This window comes from Pseudomonas chlororaphis, from assembly GCA_001023535.1.
Classification (GTDB): Bacteria; Pseudomonadota; Gammaproteobacteria; order Pseudomonadales; family Pseudomonadaceae; genus Aquipseudomonas; species Aquipseudomonas chlororaphis_E.
In genome coordinates, this window is record CP011020.1 from 5,524,080 (window position 1) to 5,547,579 (window position 23,500).

Here is a 23,500-nt window from a genome sequence, read left to right on the forward strand (position 1 = left end):
TGGAGCCCCCATGATACGTTTCTGCCCCAACTGCAAAACCGAGCGCGCTCTCCAGGAGATATTCTGCGAAGGGCTCATTCAGGAACAACCCTGCGGCTGGGACCTCGCCGGCGAACCCATTCGTGCCGCCGGTTGGCGGCCGCAAGCCGTCGTTACCGAAGAACCCCTCCCACCGGTCAGCCCCGCCCAGGAACAGACCCCGGTCTTGCTCTGCGAAAATGGTCATCCAATGGCCGATGGCGACCTGATGTGCCTTGAATGTGGCAGCTCACTTGCGCAAGCAACGCCCTCCGGCGCGCTGCCGGACACCAGCGAACCGGAAGGCATCACCCAGACCCTGATCGATGGCTGGCGCCTGATCCGCCAGATCAGCAGTACCGACGGCGTGCGTGAGCGATACGTCGCCGAGCACAATGAAACCGCGCAACGAGCAGTCCTGACCTTATATCGACCCGGTGCCGAACCGGACCCGGCGATCTACGATGTGATTCGCCGACTGCCCCGCGAGCATGTGCCTGAAATCATCGCCACCGGCCGCTGGGATGACCGTGCCTACGAGGTCATTGAAGAACTGACCGGCGGAACCCTGGCAGAACTCGGCAGCGTGATCCGCGACAGCGACAGCGTGCACCATGTCGTCAAGGAACTGGGGCAGGCGCTGCATGCTTTCAACGAAGCAGGCCTACGCCATCGGGACCTGCGCCCAACCAGCCTGCTGGTACGTTCCCGCGCCCCCCTGGACCTGGTCATCAGCGGTTTCGGTTCGGCACGCCTGTCCGAGTTCGACCTGGACATCGTCTCGCCTCTGGAAACCAGTCGCTACATGGCGCCAGAAGCTATCGCAGGTGGCGTTGCGGCCGCCTCGGACTGGTGGAGCCTGGGCATGATTCTGCTCGAACAACTGACCCAGGGCGCCTGCTTCGACGGCACCAATGCCAACGCTTTTCTTATTCACGTGCTGGCCAATGGCGTGCCGATCCCCGACGACCTCGACCCGCGTCTGAACCTGCTGCTGCGGGGTCTGCTGGCACGCGACCGTCATCAGCGCTGGCAATGGCAACAGGTCCGGGACTGGCTCAGTGGCATTGCGGTCGAGGCGCCGGCCTCCTCCGTCCAGCAAACGGACGAAGGTGAAGGCGCCACCCTACGGCTGGGAGAGCGTCGCTTCCACAAGCCCGGCGTATTCGCCCTGGCGGCGGCCCAGGCGGATAACTGGCAACAGGCCCTGGATCACTTGCTGCGCGGTGTGATCGTGACATGGGCCGAGCAAGTCGGTCTCGCCCCTTCCCTGGTCGCCGGCTTACGACAGGTCGTCCAGCACGAAGGGATCGAGGACGACTTCCGTCTCATGCTGGCGTTGAGAATCCTCAACCCGGAAATCCCGTTGATCCATCATGGCGACATCGTCACGCCAGGATGGCTGCTGGAGCATCCGCTGGAAGGCTATCGCTTGATCAGTGGGTCGGTCCCGGACCTGCTTGAGCAATTGCAGACCGACAACTGGCTATCGCGTCTCAAAACCCGCGCCGAAAACGTACGTCAGCGTGCTCTGCACCAACACATCGAGTTGGTCGAAGAGCAACTGCGGATATTCCTGCTATCGACCTCACGCGCCAAGCTGGCCACGCAGTGGCAGGAACGCCAACGCCTGTTCCCCGACACCGATCATCCGGGGTTGGCCTCACTGTCGGAACGCCGGGTGATCGCCGAAGAAGATCTGATTGTGCTGCTCAGCGCCGCGATCGGCCAGTTTCGTTCAGCGCCCTCGATCGTAGAGAGCGCCGCCGAGCTGGCCAGGAACGCCGATGTCGGCTGGTTCGACGCTGAAGCGGCAACCCAACTGCTGTTGCACTCTCGACTTGAGCTCTACCGTAGCGTCGATGAACGCATCCAAGGCTTCGCCCGTTGTGGCGTGCCGGCGGTGGACGAGTGGGCCGAACAGTTCCGTCTAGAACGACGTATGCCGTTGGCTCAGACACTGGTGCTGCTGGCTATCCCGTCCAGTCAATGGCTGGAACCACAGAAACAGCAGTACGTTTCACAGATCCTCGATTTCTTCGAGAAGAAGGTTGTGACCGCCGTGATGCGCGGGCCGCTGGTACGCATGAGCATCGGCAAGACCACCGCACGGGTCGATCTCAACGAACTCAACAGCGAGCGCAGTCCGGCCGCGGCGCTGCTCGATCATCTGTTACAACGTAATGCCCGGGCCGTGAATCTCGACCCGGAGAGTTTTCAGCTCAACGGCCAGCTGGAATCACGCCTGCATACCCTGTACCGGCAAAGCGCACTCTACAAACGCGACACCGGCATCGATGGCCTGTACCTGGGCTTCCCTTTCCTGCTCAACCGTGACCCTCGCGGCACCACGCGCACGCGAATCATCCCGCTGCTGTTGTGGCCAGTGAAGCTGCTGCTGGAGTTGGGTTCGCGTGGGCACGCCGCCTTGGCGTTCGACAGTGAACGTGAGGAAGTGCGGCTCAACCCCGCACTGGAAAGCGTACTCGGTGCCGAAACCTGCAAGCGCTGGCGCAAGACCGCCGATGAGCTGCTGGGTCGTTCTTCCATTCGCGCGGCGGATGTCATGGACGCCTTCGGAATGCTTGCCACCATTCGCTCGCGTGCCCTTGGCAATCTACCCGCCAGCAACGTGGAAATCGCGCCCTACCAGGATGAACTGGACTGCGCGGCCGTGCTGTTTCACGTGACCTTCATGGGGCAAGCCATCGGTGAAGACCTGCGCCAACTGAAGACGCTTTCGCCTGTCGGCACCGGGCTGGAAACCGCGTTGCGCCTCAAGGCCACCGACGAATCCCCACGCGAGGTGCCGCCAGGCGAGCTGCAACGCTACTTCACCGTGGCCAGTGATCCTTCACAGGAAGCGGCCGTGATCCAGGCCCGGCAGAGCCCGGGACTGCTGGTCGAAGGGCCGCCCGGAACCGGCAAGAGCCAGACTATCGTCAACATGGTCGCCGATGCTATCGGCCGCCAGCGCAGCTTGCTTATCGTCTGTCAGAAGCATGCGGCGCTGGAGGTGGTGTACAAACGCCTGGTCGCCGAAGGCCTCGGTCAACGCATTGTCATGCTCAATGACGTCAACCGCGACCGCGAGCCCGTCATCCGCAGCATTCGCGAACAATTGGAAAGCCTGTTCACGGACGGCAGCCAGGCGCAAGGTTGGCAACGCCAGCGCGAACAGGTCGCGGCCCGCATCGAAGCCCTGGAGGGCGAACTCGACCGCTTCCACCAGAGTCTGCATCGACTTGATGACAATACCGGCCTCAGCTATCGCAGGCTGCTTGGCGAACTGATCGAGCTGGAGTCCGGCCCAGCGCCGCTCGAGTTTCCGGCCTTGCGCCAACGCCTGGCGGCCCTGGACCTCGCCAGCCTGACGCGCCTGGAAGAAAGCTGCGCTCCGCTGATACGCCTGTGGTTGCCCGCACGCTACGAAGGCAGCTCACTGGCCCAACTACAGTCATTTGCCGCCGACCGAGCGACCTTGCAGGCCTTCACCGACAATCTGCACAGTTTCATTCAGGCCGAAAACAACCGTCAGGCTACGTTGCAGGCACACCCCGCCAGCTTCGAAATCGACGACCCCGCGCCATACCGCGACTGGATGACGACCCATGTCGCGACCCTCCTCGGTCTGAAGCAAGAGCAACGTCTGCGTCTTGCGCGCTGGCTGCCTCTATTCCGCAGCCGCGAAGAGGGCCAACTCCCACGGGGCGAGTCGATTCTCGCCGAACTGCAGCAACTGGATCAGCAACTCGGCCAACTGGATCAGAACCACTACGTCCCCGCCTTGTCTCCGGCACTCTGTCTGCTCGAAAACAAAGCCCTCAGGCATCTGGATCAGGACTGTACCAAGGTCATCGCCGCCCGGTCCTGGTTGGCGAACATCAACCCGCTGCATCTGCTGCGGCGCAAGCGACTGCGCAACTTTCTTCAAGAGCAAGGGGAAAGTCTTGTTGTTGAAGCGCTGCCCACGCTGCAGACAGCCATTCGCCTGGAAAGCCAGTGGCGACCTTTGCGCGCCGAGCTGAGTACCCTGCATCAGGCGTTAGAGCTGGAAACGGTGAACAGGCAAGCCTGCCTGGAATTGTCCAGCCTCGTGAAGAGCGACATTCGCCACCTGCTGGAAATCCAGGCACTGGCGCTGGCCCTGGCGCAATCGCCTCGTGCCCGACAGGCGGATGAAGCCGCCCTCGCCGGCGACAAACAGCACCTCGAGGCGCTGCTCAGCGATCTGGACGCGTCGCTGATACGCCATGGCGTTCGCCATTCCAGCCTCGAACAACTCAAGATACTCGGCGACTGGCTGGGTGATGAGCTGGTGCGACAACTGCAGCATGCCGTCGAACACAACCTGAGCAATCAACTGAGTCTTGATCGCCTGCATGAGGCGCTGCCCTTCCTGGCCGCCTACCAGACATTCCGCGGGCGCGCCGGTCAGTTGACGACAGCCGACCTCGAGTTGCTCGCCCTGCTGCGCCAACGCCAGGAACAGTTGGACAACATTGCACCCGAGCAACTGGAAGCCGAAGTGCGACGCCTGCTCAACCGCGAAGCCCGACTGGGTTGGAAACATCGCGTCGAGCAAGCCAATCCTGAACTGCTGTTCAGCCAGGACGAAGCCCGCGCCAAAGTCGCCAGCCTCGCGCAAGCCGACGCACAGATGCGACTGCTCAATCGTGAGCTGCTGGCCAAAGGCATCAACCTCGACCGCCTGGGCAATCGCAAGCAATGGGAGGATGTCACCCGCCTAACGGGCAAACGCTCGCGGCGTCTGCGCGAATTCATTGAACTGGGCAGTAATCTCGGCTTGATGAGCCTGCGTCCGGTATGGCTGATGAACCCGGACGTCGCCAGTCGTGTACTACCACTCAAGGCCAGCCTGTTCGATACGGTCATCTACGACGAAGCCTCGCAGATGCCGGTCGAGTTCGCCCTGCCGACCTTATTCCGCGGCCAAGTCACTGTTGTCAGTGGTGATGAGAAGCAAATGCCGCCGACGGCATTCTTTTCCAGTCGCATCGAAAGCGACGAAGCCGAAGTGTTCGACGGCGACGAGCCTGACGAGGACGCGGATGAGGAACAGCGCGAAGCGTTCGAAGACACCTGGAACCGACGTGAGATCAAGGACTGCCCTGACCTGCTGCAACTGGCGCGCAACGCCCTGCCCAGCACCACTTTGCAGATTCACTACCGTTCGGCCTACCGTGAACTGATCGGCTTTTCCAACGCCTCGTTCTATGGCAATCGCCTGAACGTTCCGGTCCGTCATCCACAGGCAAGCATCCAACGGATCAAACCGCTGGAACTGATCCAGGTCGGTGGGCTGTACCAGAACCAGAGCAATGCCCAAGAAGCCGAGCGGGTCGTCGAGTACCTCAACGAGTTGTGGCAAAAACCTTACGACCAGCGCCCCTCGGTGGGTGTCGTCACCTTCAACCGCAAGCAGGCCGACCTCATCGAGGAGCATCTGGAGCAGCGTGCCGAGCAGGATGAGCTGTTCCGCACAGCCTACGCCCAAGAACGCGAGCGCAGCGAAGACGGCGAGGACATGTCGGTGTTCGTCAAGAACGTGGAAAACGTGCAGGGCGATGAACGCGACATCATCGTCTTCTCCTCCACCTTCGGCCGCAACAGCCAAGGTACCTTCCGCCGTAGCTTCGGCGTGCTCGGGCAGACCGGTGGCGAACGGCGCCTGAACGTGGCGGTGACCCGTGCGCGACACAAGGTGGTGATGATCACATCGATGCCGATCGCCGATATCTCCGACATGCTCAACACGCACCGTGCCCCCGCCAGCCCGCGTGACTATCTGCAAGGCTATCTGGAATATGCCCGCGCCCTCTCCTCTGGCGAGTTCAGCAGCAGCGGCAAGTTGCTGGAGCGCCTGCAGACCGACCGCAGCAGCGTGCACCGCGAACAAGGTCAGCAACGTGATGGTTTTGTCAGGCTGGTCGGCGAATTCATTCAATCTCTGGGATGGCAAGCCGCTCCCGCCAGTGAAGGCGATGCTTTCGGCCTCGACTTCGCCATCGAGCATCCAGATACGGGTCTGTACGCCATTGGCATCGAGTGCGATGCGCCTTGCCACACTCTGCTCGAACGCGCCCGCGCCCGGGAGATCTGGCGCCCGTCCGTGCTGCATCGCGCCATCCCGCATATCCATCGCGTGTCATCGCAAGCCTGGTATCACAACGGCGACAGCGAGCGATCACGGCTGCGTGAAGCAATCGAACACGCCATGAAGGTCGAGCAGCCACTGCAACCCAATCCTGTTCCAGTTGATACGGAAATCTGCCCATGAGTGGTCCCAAGGTCGTTCGCATTGTCACTCGCGAAGAAATCATCGCCATCTGTGAAGGCCACCTGCAACGCCTGGAGCGCGCCGTGGAGCGTTGGCAGACACAAGCCACAAGGCTTGGCGAACTCAGTGAGCAGGAGCGCATCGCCGCCACGGCGCGACACGCTCGCCTGCGCGCTCTGCTGGCAGAAGATCGATTGGCCGAATTGCAGAAGGCCGTGCCCGTGGAGATTGAGCACCTGCGCCGAGATCTGGAGGACCGCGAAGAACGCGCGATCATTCGTGCCGCCGAGCGACGCCAACGCGACCGCCGCGTCCAGGAAAACGCCGCGACATTGCTTGACGCCTTGCACGCCAATCCCCAAAGCGCCGATCAAACCTTGCTGCAGTCCCTCTCACAATTGGCGAGCGGTGCCAATCGGGAAGATGCCGAACGTCTGCTGGCCGAAGGTTTCACCCACTTGACCAAGGCCACCGAGAAGCCGGTGCTGAGCGATACCCAACGCGCCCTGGCGCAGCAGCTCAAGGTTGCCGAACCCGAGCTTTCCCTGCGCGATTGGATAACGGCACGGGAACCGGAAGCCACGCGAGACATACGTCTGCTGCGCATCGACCGCCACATCGTGGAACTGCAACTGCTGCAAGGCGCAGAGCGTGCCGCACCGTTCCTTCTAGCACTGGAAAGAGCTGAAACGGAAGTCGACGCCAAACGGCGCAATCTGTTGCTCGACAGCTTGGTACTCGACCTCGGCACGTCCACTCGAAACTTCCAACGCCAGCGTGAGTGCCTCGAACAGCTGCAGGACCTGGCCAGCGAAATCGAAACCTGCATGGGCACCGAACACGCAACCTTACTGAGTCAGATTGGCGCCTGCACGACCGATAGCGAATTCTCGGTAATGGCTGGGCTGATCGAGCAGTGTAAAACGCATATCGCAACCCACTTGCAGACTCAAGCCGCCCTTGCCCGCCGCGAAGCCGTGCTCGGCGGCTTGGCCAGCCTCGGCTACGAGGTACGCGAAGGCATGGCAACCGCCTGGGCAGAAACCGGCAAGGTCGTGCTGCGCAAAGCCGCGACGCCCGGTTATGGCGTTGAAGTGGGTGGCAAAGCCGACAATGGCCGCCTGCAAGTTCGCGCGGTCGCTCTCAGCAGCGATCGCGACAAGACGCGGGATCGCGACGTTGAAACCATCTGGTGCGGCGAATTCCAGCGGTTACAAGCCTTATTGCAAGATAAGGGCTGCGAGTTGCTGATCGAGCGGGCACTTTCCGTGGGTGAAGTACCGCTTAAAGAAACGAGCGTTTCCGCACCAGGTGTAGAGGCAATCGCTGCTCAGCAAAAGACTCTTCATCAATGAACCGCTAACGACCCCGCCGCAAACCAAGCGATCATTCCCTGGTCCGTCATTGAGCGCTCGATCGCAATGCACAGCCTTGAACACACCGCCAGGGTGATCGTCCTGACGATCGCGATCAGCCAGCGCTACTCGTCGGCACTCTTCATATGAAAAATCGTGTACGGCAGGATCAGCGTATCGGCGACGAAACTGAACGGCAGGTCAATGACTGCAAACGGAGTCAGGGCACTCATGGCCCCAGCATTGTCGTGGCCTTTGATAATCTCGAGATCGACAGTAACGCCGCAGTAAGGATGGAGGCCACACATGTGCCCGTAGCTGGAGCTTTCGTTGACAGTCGCGCACCCTGTCAGCAGCGCCATGGTAAAAACCGTTAGCATGAGCCGCATGATGTACCCTCACCCTGGAAGGGCGAGACTGTAGCACTGAAACCGGCCCAACCCTCACTATTGTTACGGAAGGTTTTGCAGCGCGTCTTCTACAGCGCAGGACGTTGCGACTTGTCCCACTCCTCGCCGTGGCCGTCCTCTGCGAATGGGTAATCACTCCAGCATGGATCAACCGAGGACCAACCGAGATCGCCACCCACAAAGGCCTGCAGACTTGCTAAACAGATGAATATCGTTGATGGCGAGAACGATTGATCAAAAACCCGAGGGCCCACGTTTCATCCTACAAATCTCAGGCATAAAAAAAAGCCACTCATCTGAGTGGCTTTTTTCTGAATCCTGGAGCGGGAAACGAGACTCGTATCTGGTGTCCGACTCGTTGAAATCTAAGGGGTTTCTTTTATTGACGAAGCAGGAAAAGACTTAATTCTGGACTTGTTTTTGAGAACTATCAAGGGTCAAGAGACCGGGATTTCGGGCTCTGCCATTTCCTCCGACCCATAGCCAACCGGACGGGAGGCGTCCCGTCTGGAAAGTTACTCAATGCTTCTTGGATGCCAGATGGGTCGTGAAGCTGCTCCCGCTGTAGCGCCTCTATGGGCTCAAAGAGCCTTGATCTTGGAACTGTATCAACCAAAGCCGCACACCATCATCAATTCGCTGACGTTGCCACCCGCCGTCTGGGTGAGCGCTCAGTGGGCTGCTTTCGGCCGATTGTGTTGAAAAAGTCGACCCGGTTTGGCTAGCCATGCATCGAGTGGTGAAAATGCCTTTTCTGCACGCCGCTGCGTCAAATTTGAGTCCTAAACCTTCTGCGAAAAAATACAGATTTCAATCTCAGGCGCGTACTTTTCTGTCACGGAAATCGAAACCGACTTTTTTAACAGTATCGGCCGATTGCTGCCACTGAGTCTCAGCAAGTACTCTCTCGGCCTATCGCCCTTTGGTTTCCGTCCCTTCCGCTGCTACGCTCATGAGTCCTCGATTGGAGTCGAAACAATGCCCACCGAATATTCACTTTCTGATGTTCTCGAGCGGCTGTACCAAAATCAGCTCGCCTTGGAGGCCGCGGTGATGGAGCTGACCTTGAAGGTAAAAGATCAAGGTGCAGCAGAGATTGGTGCCAACATCCGAGGTGCACTTCACACCATCGGAGAAATGCCGGACACATCAAGCAGGGCTTGGCTAAGCTGAGAACCCAGGGTCACTGATTTAACGGCCCATGCGATGGCGAGCTTGGCGGTTATCCTGCGCAGCATAAAGGCTGGACTCGCCGAAGCGTCAGAACTCCCGCGCGCTGCGCGGCGACATCGTGAAGATACGGGCGCCCTCAATTTTTCGTTATGAAAGGCGACGCACCTTGATAATCATGTCCGAAGCTACCTTATGCTTGGGCTTGGCCGCTCGAATAACCTTGTGCTGATCATCGGCCATTGTTTCAACGAGCATGCCATTACTGATTTCCATCACACTGAGTCCGGCCGCCAGCGTATTGATATAGGCCGCCTTAATCGCGCCTTTCGCCATGGCTGGAATTTTCTCTTCCAGCCGGCTCACCAGTTCATCATTTAACATCTGCTTGACGTCCATAACGAACTCCGCATTTTAGGCCAGCAGCCAGCCATCATGTTATTGCTGCGTGATCCGGGACAAGCACCGTCCGCCCCTAAAACGCACAGAAGACCTATTTGTTGACCGTCGATGCGTCTCCTTGGACGAAGTCCGTCGGGAGTAAAGGTCTTCTGTGCTGACTCGCATAGCCCATGGCAGTGAGGCACAAACGAAAATACAGAGGGTTTTTCTGCGCCAATATTCCCGAAAGGTACCGATCTGTCTCGATAGAGTGCCCAAGAGATCCCAATTCAACAATCCAGTGTTGCGGCGGCCGCTTGAATCCGCCGACGTCCAGCCACTTGTGATAGGCGCATGCGGCTACGACGCAGCGCCACTACCTGACCGGCCTCATGGTGCACTGGCTGTTCCCAGATAGCTCTACGTTCGGCACTTATTACGCCTGAGCATGGCCACCTGTTCGCAGGCTGCGGGATAGTCAATGAATCGTTTCCGGCAATGAATATAAGGAATCAGTTAAGCGCGCTCGCTGGGAGAATGCATCGCGCCCCTCACCTCGCTAAAAACTTTTTTAAATTTTAAATCTTTTGACTAAATGGTTAAGATTTACTGCCAACTCAGACAACTCGCCGCTGGCAACTGAAGTTTGGTGCGAGCCCGCTGCGGACTGGATAGATAAATCGCGAATACTTACCAAACTACTATCAATCTGTCTTGCAACTTGAGACTGCTGTTCGGCGGCAGTCGCTATTTGCACGTTGCGCTCATTAATGTGCTCGATTGACTCGGTAATTTCGGCCAGAGCCAACCCGGCGGAACGAGCCAAAGCGAGCGTGTTGGTAGCTTGCAGACTAGTCTGCTCCATTGCCATTACGGCTTCATTTGAGCCTGTCTGGATTGTCGAAATCATTTGCTCGATCTCACTGGTGGACTCTTGAGTCCGGTGAGCTAGTGCGCGCACTTCATCAGCAACGACTGCAAATCCACGACCCGCCTCACCCGCACGAGCCGCTTCGATTGCAGCATTAAGCGCGAGAAGATTTGTCTGCTGGGCTACGGCACGGATCACGTCGAGCACCTTACTTATATCTGTGGCCTTTATAGCCAAGCCTTTCACACTAGCGGATGTAGACTCTACACTGCCGACCATCATGTTAATGGCATCGACTGTGTCATCTACTTTGACCCTTCCATCCATAGCGGTTCTGCTGGTTTGCGATGCAGCAGTTGAGGCCCCTGCTGCATTGCCAGCAACTTCATCGACAGCTGAACTCATTTCTGTAATAGCGGTCGCAGCCATTTCAATTTCATTATTCTGACGCATCAACCCTCTGGAAGCTTCTTCCGTCACAGCATGCATTTCCTCAGACGTCGCGGCTAACTGGCTGGATGAATCGCTGATCTGAATAATCGTATCACGCAAGTTCCCTTGCATGGTCGATAAAGCTGCAACAAGACGCCCCATCTCATCACGTGCTTGAACTTTTATCTCGTTACTGAAATCGTTAGCCGCAATACGCTCGGCAATCAACAATGATTCTCGCATAGGCAGTGTCAAGCTTCGAGTGTACATCCAGGCAAGCAAAACAGTTGCCAACAGCGACAACGTGATAAAAACAAACACCATTGTCACGGTTTGATTGTAAGCAGCGTCTGCCGCTTCCCCGGCAGCCTTCGCTTTGGCATCATTACTATCTCTAAGCGCCTCGACACTTGAAGCAACTTTAAGAGCGGCGTTTCGAACTTCCTCATCCCCGTATTTTATGGCGCTCGCATAATCGCCAGCAGCAATAAAACTGAGATATTGCTTTTGCAAAAGCTCAAATTCGGCAACAGACTTTCCCAAAGAAGCAAGGACGACCTGACCTTGTGGAGTAACAACCAACCCGGCCAGCTCCGAAAGATACTTCCTAATAAGCCCCTGTGACTCTACAACCTCCTTCAAGCTAATAGACCTCACCAACTCCGACTCTGCGGCGTTGCGCAATTTACTATTACTGTTACGTACGCTCATAAACTCACGATCCAGCAAGCCCAACACCTTAAAACTAGGGACGATGTTTTCCTCAACTTTTTTCTCCGCTTCGCTCAGCGTGGAAGTCTGCCTTAAGGCAAACATTCCAAAGCAAAAAATCAATGCGCAAAAAATACCAAAACAAAGAGCGGAACGTGATGCAAGATTGAGCATTCGCAAGTTCATGGTGGATGTCTCGCTAGGGGTAGCAATGGGTAAAATAGGCAAAACAGCAAACTTTCAGTGATATCCGGCAACTTCTTAAACTCGAAGTACAATGAATCCGAGAGCCCATCAGAACTTAGCCAACTCCACCGACTACCTATTATTAATTTAGCAACAAAATTTCACGCAATACCGCTTACAAAAGTGTCATGGCAGATTTGTCATTTCAGCTCACCACCCAGTTGAACATAATTAGCCAACGTTCAGAAATCCTGCATACGTAAATAACTAGCCCCTGCTACCCTTCGTCCTTTCTCTGCAACTGGGATAAACAGAACAATCTATACAATTTTAGAGCTCCCAGATTCAGATCATTATCATGTAAACATTTTTGTAGCAAAGATGAGGGTGGCGGGAGCTCATCTGCATGGCAAACCGCATCGCAGATATCCTCGATATAAATTCCCGGAACAAATTGCCTGATTCTAGCGTTCAATTTACACAATGAAACCCGCAACTCCCTCGTCAAACATTCGGCGTCTGAAGGATTCAAGCTGCTCACTCTCAGCCCAAAGGACTCTGAATCTTTGGCTTTATTTAGGTCACCAGAATGAGCGGGAGCCTTTAAAAACAACCCAACAACCATGCGCACAGAAAACTGCAAGGAATAACACTCGCTAATTAATATTTCAGAGAGCTCATACTCACTTGAATAATTCATTTTAGAAGAATCATTTGACATAACCACATATCACCTGCTTGAGCACTGACACCCCAGTTAATACCTATGTTCGCTTTCTCGCGCTGTCAATAATCTTTAACAGACCGACTTCGATACCGCAGTAACATATTAATCGATGGTAAACAGCTTCAATATCTTGCTGACAATTGACTAGTATGGAATTTAACGAAGTGCATGAAGCCATTTTAGAATCTCTTGCTAAAATATCGCATAGCCTCTTATTCACTGATCGAAGCTCATCCAGGTCCGACCCAAGCCGGCCAGTAGTAGTAAGCATCGCAAGTTCTATCTTATTGGTCAGCTGGATCACGGAGAGCTCTAACAAATTTAATTGAGCAAGCAGGCAAACAATGCCGTTGACATCATCGGGCGCGTTCGCTATAGCAGCCCTTATGTTAGCTATTTCAGCTCTATTCGAGCGAAGCTGTACAGCAATAGACCTGTGATTAAATATATGCTTATCGGCCTCAGCAAGATACCGGTCAATTTTTCTCTTGTAATTGCAAACCAAGCTGCTTAGTAGTAAATCATTCATACTAGAAACTTCGATGACTGAGCGGAAGCACAGGATTTACTATTTACTCATATTTCCTTATAGCTGCATAGGCCAGGACATCAACTCTTCGTTTTTCTCAATAAAATTTCGTTTTTTTAGGGTCTTGTGGAAATGAATTAAAAATAAATAGACATCACGACTTATCGATAACCAAGTCTCCTTTATTCATGTACTGAGTCTGAAAAGGGGTATTACCATATTTGTCCTTATAGTACCTAGCAAACAAATCAAGATCAGAAAAGCCCCACCGAAGCCCTATCTGCTGCCATCCCGTACGCTCGTCCTCGCTGATAAGATCGTTGTGAGCGCAAGCTAGGCGTAGGTCCCTGAGATAGTGCATTGGCGAAACATTCTTATGCAATCTGAAACCTAGCTGCAAGTTCCTCACGCTCGTATGCGCATAGGTAGCAACATCACTAATCAAGATATCTTCGCACGCATGAGCGTGCATATATTCAATCGCCCTACCGATATGCCTAGGTATAAGTGGCTCAGATTTTCTCGTCCTATTTTCGTGGTAATTATTAGGAATCAGCTCTAACAATGTAGAGACGAGCGCTTGCTTTAGATAGCTCATAGCTAAAGGCGATCGTTGAGCCTGACGTAAGTCCATTCCATTCTTTATACACGATAAAAGGGAGTTGATCATTGACCAAATTTTTTTATCGTTTTGCAGCAGAGACTGAAACTCTAACCGATCATTACGTTGTATGCCTCGTGAAGATCGCAGTTCACGATCGAAGACTTTAGCATCAATCATTATTGTATCGGTAGACGTACCCCGTGCGAACTGACCCTGCACAAGCATCGAACTGTCTACAACGCACAACTGCTGAGAAGATTTAATAACACCGTGCTTGTTCATCTCCCAAGTCGATTCACCTCTGTGCGTATAACAAACAAAATATACGTCTGTGTTATTTTGCTTTTCAAATCCCCAGCCGGAAGCGCTGGCGGTGGAGCATATGAAACATTCGCCAAGACTGTAAGTTATTTTCTTATAGTCCAATGCTCCACCACCCAAAAACCTAAGCGCGGGTGAAAGCCCACAGTTATTATAATAATGCCAAAGCGAGCTCTCGTCCTTAAGATGCACTTTCGAAATGGATAAATCATTCATTATGGCACCTGATATTAAGCCAGCAGTATCACCTGCGCGGTTAAAATTCGTATTAGTCACCGTCCCTCTCCGAGAGTTTACTTTCAGCCATTCCAATGGTCTGTACAATTTTGCGCCATGCGAACAGCCGGCGAAGTTAGTATCTATTGAAACAAACAAGCACGGCGCATTGGTCTAACAGCCTGAAGCGAATACAACCTCTTCGATGATATAAGTCAGGTTCACACCGTTATCATTCAAATATCGAATGCGTTCGCTGCAAAGGCATGCTTTCCCCTGCAGATTTCTCACCGATGATGCGGGTTGCCGGTATTATCGGCGACTGACTTCATTGACCGTTTTTAACTCGACTCCAGATACGCGTGCGCAACCGGTCAGCCTCCAGCGGCATCGCTTCAAGCACGAAGAGCTTTTTCATAACGCTTTCAGGCGGATAAACCATCGGGTCGTTGAAGACAGCACTGTCGACTATGTCGTTAGCAGCTACGTTGCCATTGGCATAGTGCACGTGGTTACTAATGTCGGCTATGACGTTGGGCTCTAATAGGTAATTCAAAAACGCGTAACCGGCCGTTTCATTTGGAGCATCGGCAGGCATCGCGACCATGTCGAACCACATAGGTGAGCCTTCCTTGGGGATGGCGTAAGCAATCTGCTGGCCGTTCCCGGCCTCATTAGCCCGCGCTGCGGCCTGCATCACATCGCCGGAAAAGCCCACCACCAGACACACGTCACCCGTTGCAAGGTCGCTGGTGTACTTGGAGTTGTGGAAGTAGCTTACATAGGGGCGCACCTTGAGTAGCAGCTCCTGTGCCTTCTTGTAGTCGGCCTTGACATTGCTGTGATGCGGCAAACCAAGGTAGTTCAAGGCGATGGGAAGGATCTCGGGACCATTGTCGAGCATCGCCACGCCGCACTGGGCGAGTTTCTTCATGTTTTCCGGCTTGAACACGATGTCCCACGAGTCTATCGGTACATCACCCAGGACCGCTTTGACCTTGGCCACGTTGTAGCCGATGCCGGTGCTGCCCCACAGGTAGGGAAAACCGTAGCGGTTACCGGGGTCATTGGCCTCCAGAACCTTCATCAGCGTCGGGTTGAGGTTGTGCCAGTTCGGGAGTTTGCTGCGGTCCAACGGTTTGAGTGCGCCGGCCGTGATCTGCCGGGCCATGAAGTGGTTGGATGGAAACACCACGTCATACCCTGAATGGCCGGCCATCAGTTTGACGTCGAGCACCTCGTTGCTGTCGTACAGGTCATATTGAGTCGGGTGCCCGGTCTGGGCGGTAAAGTTTTGCAGGGTATCTGGAGCGATGTAGCTGCTCCAGTTGTAGATCCTGACGGTGTCTGCTGCCTGAGCGGTAGACGCGATCAACAGTAACGGAAAGATCGACTTCAACATGCGAGACCTCAACCTTTGTTCTAGGCGTTATGGATGAAGGCAGTTCAGAAAATCAGTACGTAGCTCTTGCGAACGGTTTCTTGTACATCCCAGATTCCCGTCGTGTTCGCAGGGAACATCAACGCGTCGCCGGCCTGGATATGAAGGGTCTCGCCACCGTCCGGGGTAAAGGTGCAACGCCCCTGAATGAAGTGGCAGAACTCCTGTTGCACGATCTGGCGCCGCCAGCGGCCGGGGGTGCATTCCCACACGCCGGCCTCAACGCCGTCGTCGCGTTCGACGCATGCCGTGGCAACCTGTGAAAGCGGCTCGCCCAGCGGTACACCAACAGCGCCAGGCTCACCGAGAGGCAAACGGGCGGTGTCGCGAAAATGATCGATCTTCATGCAAACGGCTCCTTGGACTTCATCAGACGTTCCATGCAACCGGCCAAGCCTTCAGCCATCCGGCGACGCCAGCGTGGCGCATGGAGGTTGGCCAATACCTGATCCTCGTGAACGAAGCTCTGGATAATGGCGTTGTAACCCAGCCAACGCAGAGGCTCGGGCTCCCATCGTGGCAACGAGTCCAGGGGACGATCACCCAACACCCAGGGTTGGCGAGTCAGTTCGTTGTCTTGGCCCAGAATCAACGCCGCCACGGTTCGGCCGCCCAGGTTGCTGGCGCCTACCCCTTCGCCTCCGTAGCCACCCGCCAGTGCGATCCGCTGGCGACGGTCGGCGAGCATGTGCGGGTGAAAGGACCGGGCGACCCCCAGATTTCCGCCCCAGGCATGGGTCAGGCGCACATTGCGCAGGATCGGAAAGAGTTCACTAAACAGGTGTTGCCGCAATGCTCGTTCGGCCTGAGTGAGGTTGAAGTCACTGCGCAGGCGACCGCCAAAGCGATAGCCACCGCGGGCGCCAAACACCAGGCGATCATCTCGGCTGCGCTGACCGTAGGTGACTTGGCGGCTGTTTTCGCTGAACGCCTGGCCACGGGTCAGGCCGATTTCGGCCCACACATCGGCCGGGAGTGGCTCAGTCGCGACGATCAGGCTTTGCGCGGCCAGTTGATGTTTGTTCAACGGGGGCAGGGTGCTGGCATAACCTTCGACCGCCGGCACCACCCAATCGGCGCTTACCCGACCGTGCTCGGTTCGAACCTGGCCTGGCTTCCAGTCGAGCACCGCGCTTTGCTCGAAAATGCGTACACCCATCCGTTCGACGGCGTCGGCCAGCCCCCGCACCAACCGTGCCGGCTGGATGGTCGCGCAGTGAGGTGAATACAGGGCGCCGCACGCCTGGGCCACATTGAGTTGTTCACGCATGGCCTGAGGACTCAACCAGCGGTAGTCGTCTTCACCCAGGCCTTGCGCACGGGCGACGTCGAGTTGTTCGCGCAGGCGCCGTTCTTGCTCGGGATAACGCGCCGCACAGTACAGCACGCCGCCTTTGCGCAGTTCGCAATCAATGCCTTCGAGGTGGCACACCCGCGCTACCTCGTCGGGGATTCCACGCAGCAGTCGGTAGCCCGCGTGGCGTTGCGCGGCAGGTAATGGCCCCAGGAGCCGGTCTTCGCCCAGCAGGTTGCCCATCAACCAGCCGCCATTGCGACCGGAGGCGCCGTAGCCGGCAATCTGTGCTTCAACGATGACGATGTTCAGGTGCGGTGCTTGCTGTTTTAGGTAATAGGCCGTCCAGAGGCCGCTGTAACCGGCGCCGATAATCACAACGTCTGCTTGCAGATCCTGATACAACGCCGGGCGCGGCGTCAGCGCCTCGCCGAGTTCCTCCATCCACAAACTCACACCACCCCAGCCAGACATCCCCATGCTCCATCGGTTGTTTGTCGACAGAGATTAATGCGCTGCGACAGGGGCTGTGTTATCTGCGGGCACGCACGCAATTGGCTTTCAACCACGCCTTGGGCGTGCAGCCGGTATGACTTCGGAAGGCCTTGTAGAACGCCGAGGTGGAGTTGAATCCGGCACTCACCGCAAGGGCCTCGATGGGCGCGTTTTCACCGTGATTGACGAGGCGCTCAAGCAGGTAGGCCAGCCGTGCTTGGGTCACGTAGCGATAGAAACTTTGTCCCAGCACTTGGTTCAGCAGGTAAGACAGCTGATTACGGCTGTACCCGGTAGCGCTGGCAATCCGTGCAAGATCCAGATCCGGGTCGAGGAAGGGCTGCTGGCGGGTAAAGTAATCGGCCAAGTCTCGCGCCATGAACGTCAGCTGGCGCGCCGAGAGACCCAGTTTACTGATGGCGGGGGCGTGGCGCCCAGTCTGGGGCTCGCTGTCGCGCACCAGCGAGGCATATTCGTTTATACGGAGGATCAGGCCATCACATACCGTGATGGCTTCACTGGTGCGAAAAACCACCCGCTCGCCACTGCCTTTCAGAGCCGTCTGGTACTGGATGAATGCGGTACAGCCATCTGCACGGATGCGGTCGTTGTGTTCAAGATACTCATCGGGATGACGCGGCAACGTGCTGGTGATGTAAGCGCGCAACTCGGTCAGACCCATGCTGCGGTTCTGGAAAAAATCGTTGTACTGCACTTGCGGGTGATAAATCGCGAGAATCGCCTCCAAGTCGCGGCGTTTCCACGCCATGTGGTAACGCAGCACCACTTCGAGGGTCAGCGCTGTCTGTTCGGCGGTATCTGGCGGAATGAGGAGCATGGTCTGACGGGCCTGATGACTGGACCGCACCAGTCTAGTGCTTGAACGGCTGAGTGAACAAATACAGGCAGGCCCGAGACTGTCAGATTTTTTGTGTGCGGGCCGGTAACGGCCTGCCGTTAGGCAGGCTGTGCTTTTACCGGGTCGGCCTGATAAATCGATCTCCGTACAGAATCGCAAATTGATTCATCGCACTCTTCCAGTTATGGGCTGCAGAGCCCCAGTTTGCAGTGATATTGCACAGCCCGAGCCAGATCAGTTTGGTTGCCGCATCGCCGGTCGGGAAGTGGCCGCGAGTCTTGATGAATTTTCGTAGCTGAGCATTGATGCTCTCGATAGCGTTGGTTGTGCAGACCACTTTTCGGATCGCTGGCGGGAAAAACGAAAAATGGAATCACTCGATCCCAGGCACGCCGCCAAGCCGCCACTACCGTCGGATATTGCTTGCCCCAGGCCCGGTTTCGAACGCATCCAGCGCTTGCTCAGCCGCTTCGGCGGTGACTGCTTGGTAGATCGGTTTAAGCGCCTTGGCCAGCCCAGGGCGCTTATCCCAAGCTGCGTACTCGAGGCTGTTGCGGATCAGGTGAACGATGCAAGTTTGCAGTGTTGTGGCTGGAAAGACCGCGCCAAGGGCTTCTGGCATGCCTTTAAGGCCATCTGTCACGGCAATCAGTACATCTTCAACACCGCGAGTTTTGAGGTCGTTGAAACCTTCATTCAGAACTTCGCGCCCTCGGTATTTTCGATCCATATGCCAAGAATCGCGCGCGTTCTGTCAGGCAAAACACCCAGCGCCAGATAAATCGCCTTGTTACGGACAAGGCCTTCTTCGCGATTTTGACCCGCAGCGCATCAAAAAAATGACCGGATACATGGGCTCAAGCGGTCGCTGTTGCCACGCACCAATTTCTTCCATGGCCTCGTCAGGGACCGAGCTGATGAAATCATGCGAAACCTCTGTGCCGTATTGCTCAGAGGGAAAAGCACGGATCTCACGCACCGTCATGCCTCGGGCATACATGGCGATGATCTTGTCATCGAGAAACTGCCATCCCGGTCGCGGGGAATATCCAGCCGCAGCGGGCCATCGCCGGTCAGTACGGTTCTTCCACTCTTGCCATCGCGCTGATTGGTCTCATCCTCTGGGCGCTGCGCGCCCGGAGGATAGCCCAAGTGATGGCCGAGTTTGGCGTTCAAGGCCCGTTCAATCAAGGCTTTCTTGAATACCGCTGAGGCGTCCTCGATAGCTTCCGCTGTCATCAACCCCTGGCCGAACTGCTCAAGCAGCTCTTTGGGATTTTGGGCAGGTCACGCAGGGGTTTCTTCTTGGTTGGCATACATGCACCTCTTACCCATGTTATGCCCGAACACAAAATTTCTGACACCCCCGCAGGCCCAGGCGTACCTGATTGAGCGAGCTGAGCCTCTAGCTGCCTGTAGCGCTGCCATATTTGCCGCCCAGCACCAACGCAACACCACCCAGCACAGCGACGGATGCCAACACCATCCTTACGCTCAGGCTTTCCCCCAGAAAAACGATACCAGCCAGCGAAGCCAGGATGGGTACGCTCAACTGCCATGTCGCTGCCTGAAACGAGGCAAGATGACGTACCGCGACGTACCAGGCCGCGTAACCGACGCCTGACGCCAGCGCTCCGGAAAGAACGGCATAAAGTATCCCCAGCGGATCCCAACGCAGCCCTAACAGAAACGGTAAGCTTGCAATCAGGACCAGTGGAATGGAGCGGATAAAATTGCCGGCAGTGGTCGCAAGAGGATCGGCGACACCCTTGCCGAGTAGTGAATAAACTCCCCAGGCCAGCCCCGATAGCAACATCGTGAGCGCACTCAGGGGATCGGGTGCTGCCGCGCCTGGAAGCAGCAGACTGACAAGGCCAATGAGCGCCAACACAAACCCAACGATCGCCAGCCCGTGCATCCGCTCGCCTTTGAACAAGCCGTACAGAACCATGCTCAGTTGAACCGCGCCAAACAACAGCAACGCCCCCGTCCCGGTCTCCAAATGATGGTATGCGAAAGAAAAAGCGAAGACGTAGATGAACAAGGCTGTGGCGCCTTTCCAACTGCCCTTGATGGAAGTCGTGGATCGCCTGACGACGCACATCAGCCATAGCACCAAGGCCCCGCTAACCAGCCGGACAACGCTGAAACTCGCAGCATCGACGTCGGTGTGCTTTAGCGCCAGGCGGCACAGCAGTGAGTTCGCGGCAAAGGCAATCATGGCGAAACAGATCATCACAATCAGCCTTGCCGAGGCTGATGGATTGGACGTTCGGGTGAAGTGTCTGCTCGTTGTCATGGTCGGTCCGAATGCCTTGGTAGGCTCCTAGAACTTTCGACGCCACCGCGCCCGTTGGAAACGTTCGACTATAGCGAGCTTATAAAGGCGCCTGTACCGATCGGTCAATACAATTTTTTTCCTACGACCATGGGATGAGCGTCTCTCGCATGTATCCTTCAGTGCGAGCCCATGGGTATGATTGACCCTCAACCGGTTGGAATTGACTCATGGGAAAAAAGAACGCCGTCGTCGCTGCCGAACCTGCTGAAACAAGCACCAAGGAACGGATCCTGAAAATCGCTGCACAGTTATTTTCAACGCGCGGGTTTCACGCGACCGGCATGGCTGAGTTGGAAAAAGCCACTGGCCTGGCTCGAGGCGCACTGTATTACCACATCGGCAGCAAGGAAGAATTGCTGTTCGAAATCACCAGCCGGTACCTGCGAGTGCTCATCGCAGAAGGCACGCCTCTGTGCGAGAGCGATTTGACTGCGGAAGATAAATTTCGCCATCTCTCGGCCATCGTGATGCGCACGATTGTCTCCCACCTGGCCGAAATGACGGTGTGTTTTCGCGAAGTGTATTCGGTCATTGGCGAGCGCCAGACCGAGTTGCTCGACCTGCACCGGCAATATGAAAAACTCTGGTCGCAGATCCTCAAGGCTGGCGTGAGCGAGGGGACCTTTCGCACATCCGACTCGTTGGCCGTGAAGGCTATCCTTGGTATTCATCACTACAGCTACTTGTGGATCAAGCCTGGAGGCCCTCGCTCCCCGGAATCCATCGCGACGTTTTTCTGTGACACCCTCCTGCCCGGACTGAAGGTTGAGCCGCGCCCCGCTTGACTGTCATCAACGGCGCTTCAGATGCGCCGCCTCCCTGGACCTCCTCCGCTTTTACGTTCCCTCGCCATGGTTGCCCTTGCGACTGGACCAGGCGTACTTTTCGTCCTACGCTGACCATAGACCGACCGATCGGTCTGTAGATGTACTGTTGCGTCGTTCCGACAAAAACAAGAGGGAAAAACAATGACAAAAAAGTCCATGATCCCCGCCAAGCAAGACATGCCTCAAACAGCTTTGGCTCGCAGGGATTTCCTGATTAAAAGCGGGGCCATTATCGGTACTGCTGCGTTTGCTCTGGGTGACAGCGACCTGGTCAACGGGGAGACGACCAACATCGCCCCGCCTGATCCGAGCCAGCTTCTTGAAGTCCCACAATGGACCCGCAGTCTTGGCGCTCCCACGGCAAGCCCTTATGGCAAACCTTCAACATTCGAAACCAAAGCGGTCAGGAATCTATATCCCGGCCTGAAGGACACGATGTCCGCCTACAGCACCTCGCCACTTCAGGAGTTGGACGGCATCATCACCCCGAACGGCCTTTTTTATGAGCGCCACCATGCGGGCGTCCCACAAATCGATCCGGCGCAACATCGGCTGGTGATTCACGGCCTCACCGAAACAGCCTTGATCTTTACCATGGACGAGATACGCCAATTCCCCGCCGTTTCTCGAGTGCACTTCATGGAGTGCTCGGGCAACCCATCGTTTCTCCCACCCTGGGGCAAAACCGCAGCAGAAGTCAGCGGCCTGGTGAGTTGCGCTGAATGGACAGGCGTTACTTTGAAAACCCTGCTGGATGAAGCCGGGCTTAAGCCTCAAGCCAAGTGGATCATCGCCGAAGGGGCCGATGGCGCGGCAATGACACGCAGTATTCCCATCGAGAAATGCCTCGACGATGTGCTGGTGGTCTACAGCCAGAACGGCGAGCGCCTGAGGCCGGAACAGGGCTACCCGCTTCGCCTGTTTGTCCCCGGGTACGAGGGCAATACCCACATCAAATGGCTGCGCCGACTCCACGTCACCGACGCGCCCGCCTACAGCCGGGAAGAAACCGCCAAATACACCGACTTGATGGCGGACGGCAAGGCTCGGAAGTTTTCCTTTGTCATGGAATGCAAATCGCTGGTGACCTACCCTTCCGGCACCCAGAAACTGACGCGCAAGGGCCTGCATGAGATGCGTGGCATTGCCTGGAGCGGCCACGGCAAAATCACCCGGGTCGATGTTTCCGTCGATGGCGGCGATAACTGGACACAAGCCAGGTTACAGGAGCCCATTCTGACCATGGCCCTTACCGTCTTCAGGGCGCCTTTCGAATGGAACGGCCAGGAATTGATGATCATGAGCCGCGCTATCGACGAGACCGGATACGTTCAGCCGATGCTGGACCAGTTGATCAATGAACGTGGCAAGGTCTCTTTCTACCACAACAATTCGGTGCAACCGTGGCGCGTGTCCAGCACTGGGGAGGTGACCAATGGACGGGCTTAAAGGTGGGTCGTTATTCATCGGTTTGCTTTGCGCCTTTGCGCTGACTCATGCCTCGGCACAATCCCGATACGGTTTGGGCACCAAGGCTACCGAAGCGCAGATCGCTAGCTGGAACATCGATGTAGCACCCGACGGCAAGGGCTTGCCTCCAGGACGCGCGACGGTGGCAGACGGGGAAAAGGTCTACATGAACAGCTGCGTCAGCTGTCATGGCGTGAAGCTTGAAGGCGGCATTGGTCCTGCATTGGCGGGGGGCAAAGGAACGCTGACGACTGACAAACCGCTCAAGACAGTCGGCAGCTATTGGCCTTATGCAACGACACTTTTCGACTACATCCGCAGAGCCATGCCCTTCCAGGCGCCACAGTCATTGTCCAACGAACAGGTCTATGCAGTGACCGGCTACATCCTGCACATGAACAAGCTGCTGGACGCCAACGCGACCGTGGAAGCGGCGACCTTGGCGGATGTAAAGATGCCGAATCGAGACGGTTTTTTTACCGATGACAGACCGGACAGCAAGGCTGTTGCGTGTATGTCGGACTGTTTAAAAGCCCACTGA

The 23,500-nt window shown here is 56.3% G+C and carries 13 protein-coding genes and 3 pseudogenes; 6 read left to right on the forward strand and 10 right to left on the reverse strand.

Going from position 1 to position 23,500, the window contains the following annotated elements:
• Positions 1-10: 10 nt before the first annotated feature.
• Together VM99_24115 and VM99_24120 are read left to right on the forward strand one after the other, a co-directional pair.
• A complete protein-coding gene (locus VM99_24115; GenBank protein ID AKK00998.1) occupies positions 11-6,319 on the forward strand; it encodes a histidine kinase in 6,309 nt (2,102 codons plus the stop codon).
• Positions 6,316-7,674 carry a hypothetical protein gene (locus VM99_24120; protein ID AKK00999.1) on the forward strand — a complete coding sequence of 453 codons (1,359 nt, stop codon included), beginning with the start codon at positions 6,316-6,318 and terminating at the stop codon, positions 7,672-7,674. Before VM99_24115 ends, VM99_24120 begins: the two co-directional genes overlap by 4 nt.
• Positions 7,675-7,799: 125 nt before the next feature.
• On the opposite strand, the gene VM99_24125 is transcribed toward VM99_24120, so the two are convergent.
• Positions 7,800-8,063: a hypothetical protein gene (locus tag VM99_24125; GenBank protein ID AKK01000.1), complete on the reverse strand. Its 264-nt coding sequence runs from the start codon at positions 8,061-8,063 to the stop codon at positions 7,800-7,802.
• Between the two features lie 999 nt (positions 8,064-9,062).
• Here VM99_24125 and VM99_24130 point away from each other — a divergent pair.
• Positions 9,063-9,274: pseudogene (locus tag VM99_24130) on the forward strand (hypothetical protein).
• 130 nt (positions 9,275-9,404) lie between these two features.
• Here VM99_24130 and VM99_24135 read toward each other — a convergent pair.
• The 9 genes and pseudogenes from VM99_24135 to VM99_24175 form a co-directional block, all read right to left on the reverse strand.
• A complete protein-coding gene (locus VM99_24135) occupies positions 9,405-9,653 on the reverse strand; it encodes a hypothetical protein (GenBank protein ID AKK01001.1) in 249 nt (82 codons plus the stop codon).
• Between the two features lie 553 nt (positions 9,654-10,206).
• Entirely contained in the window at positions 10,207-11,835 is a 1,629-nt protein-coding gene (locus VM99_24140; protein ID AKK01002.1) for a chemotaxis protein, read from the reverse strand.
• A 1,410-nt stretch (positions 11,836-13,245) separates the two neighbouring features.
• A pseudogene (locus tag VM99_24145) lies at positions 13,246-13,719 on the reverse strand (hypothetical protein).
• A gap of 841 nt (positions 13,720-14,560) precedes the next feature.
• Positions 14,561-15,646, reverse strand: a complete 1,086-nt coding sequence (locus VM99_24150) for a spermidine/putrescine ABC transporter substrate-binding protein (GenBank protein AKK01003.1) — start codon at positions 15,644-15,646, stop codon at positions 14,561-14,563.
• 32 nt (positions 15,647-15,678) lie between these two features.
• Positions 15,679-16,020 carry a cupin gene (locus tag VM99_24155; GenBank protein ID AKK01004.1) on the reverse strand — a complete coding sequence of 114 codons (342 nt, stop codon included), beginning with the start codon at positions 16,018-16,020 and terminating at the stop codon, positions 15,679-15,681.
• On the reverse strand, positions 16,017-17,441 hold the full coding sequence (locus VM99_24160; GenBank protein ID AKK01005.1) for an FAD-dependent oxidoreductase: 1,425 nt from the start codon (positions 17,439-17,441) through the stop codon (positions 16,017-16,019). The genes VM99_24155 and VM99_24160 overlap by 4 nt, the downstream gene beginning before the upstream one ends.
• 58 nt (positions 17,442-17,499) lie before the next feature.
• A complete protein-coding gene (locus VM99_24165; GenBank protein ID AKK01006.1) occupies positions 17,500-18,300 on the reverse strand; it encodes an AraC family transcriptional regulator in 801 nt (266 codons plus the stop codon).
• Between the two features lie 136 nt (positions 18,301-18,436).
• Positions 18,437-19,560 (reverse strand): annotated as a pseudogene (locus VM99_24170) (transposase).
• A 166-nt stretch (positions 19,561-19,726) separates the two neighbouring features.
• Positions 19,727-20,620 (reverse strand): membrane protein, encoded by an 894-nt coding sequence (locus VM99_24175; GenBank protein AKK01007.1) that lies wholly within the window; start codon positions 20,618-20,620, stop codon positions 19,727-19,729.
• Positions 20,621-20,829: 209 nt separating this feature from the next.
• Here VM99_24175 and VM99_24180 point away from each other — a divergent pair, with 209 nt between their 5' ends.
• The 3 genes from VM99_24180 to VM99_24190 all read left to right on the forward strand — a co-directional run bounded on the left by VM99_24180 (position 20,830) and on the right by VM99_24190 (position 23,500).
• Complete coding sequence (locus VM99_24180; GenBank protein AKK01008.1) at positions 20,830-21,447, forward strand: hypothetical protein; 618 nt, start codon at positions 20,830-20,832, stop codon at positions 21,445-21,447.
• A gap of 183 nt (positions 21,448-21,630) precedes the next feature.
• The gene (locus tag VM99_24185; GenBank protein AKK01009.1) at positions 21,631-22,938 is read left to right on the forward strand and encodes a molybdopterin-binding protein; all 1,308 of its coding nucleotides are present in this window, start codon (positions 21,631-21,633) and stop codon (positions 22,936-22,938) included.
• Entirely contained in the window at positions 22,925-23,500 is a 576-nt protein-coding gene (locus VM99_24190; protein ID AKK01010.1) for a cytochrome C, read from the forward strand. The genes VM99_24185 and VM99_24190 overlap by 14 nt, the downstream gene beginning before the upstream one ends.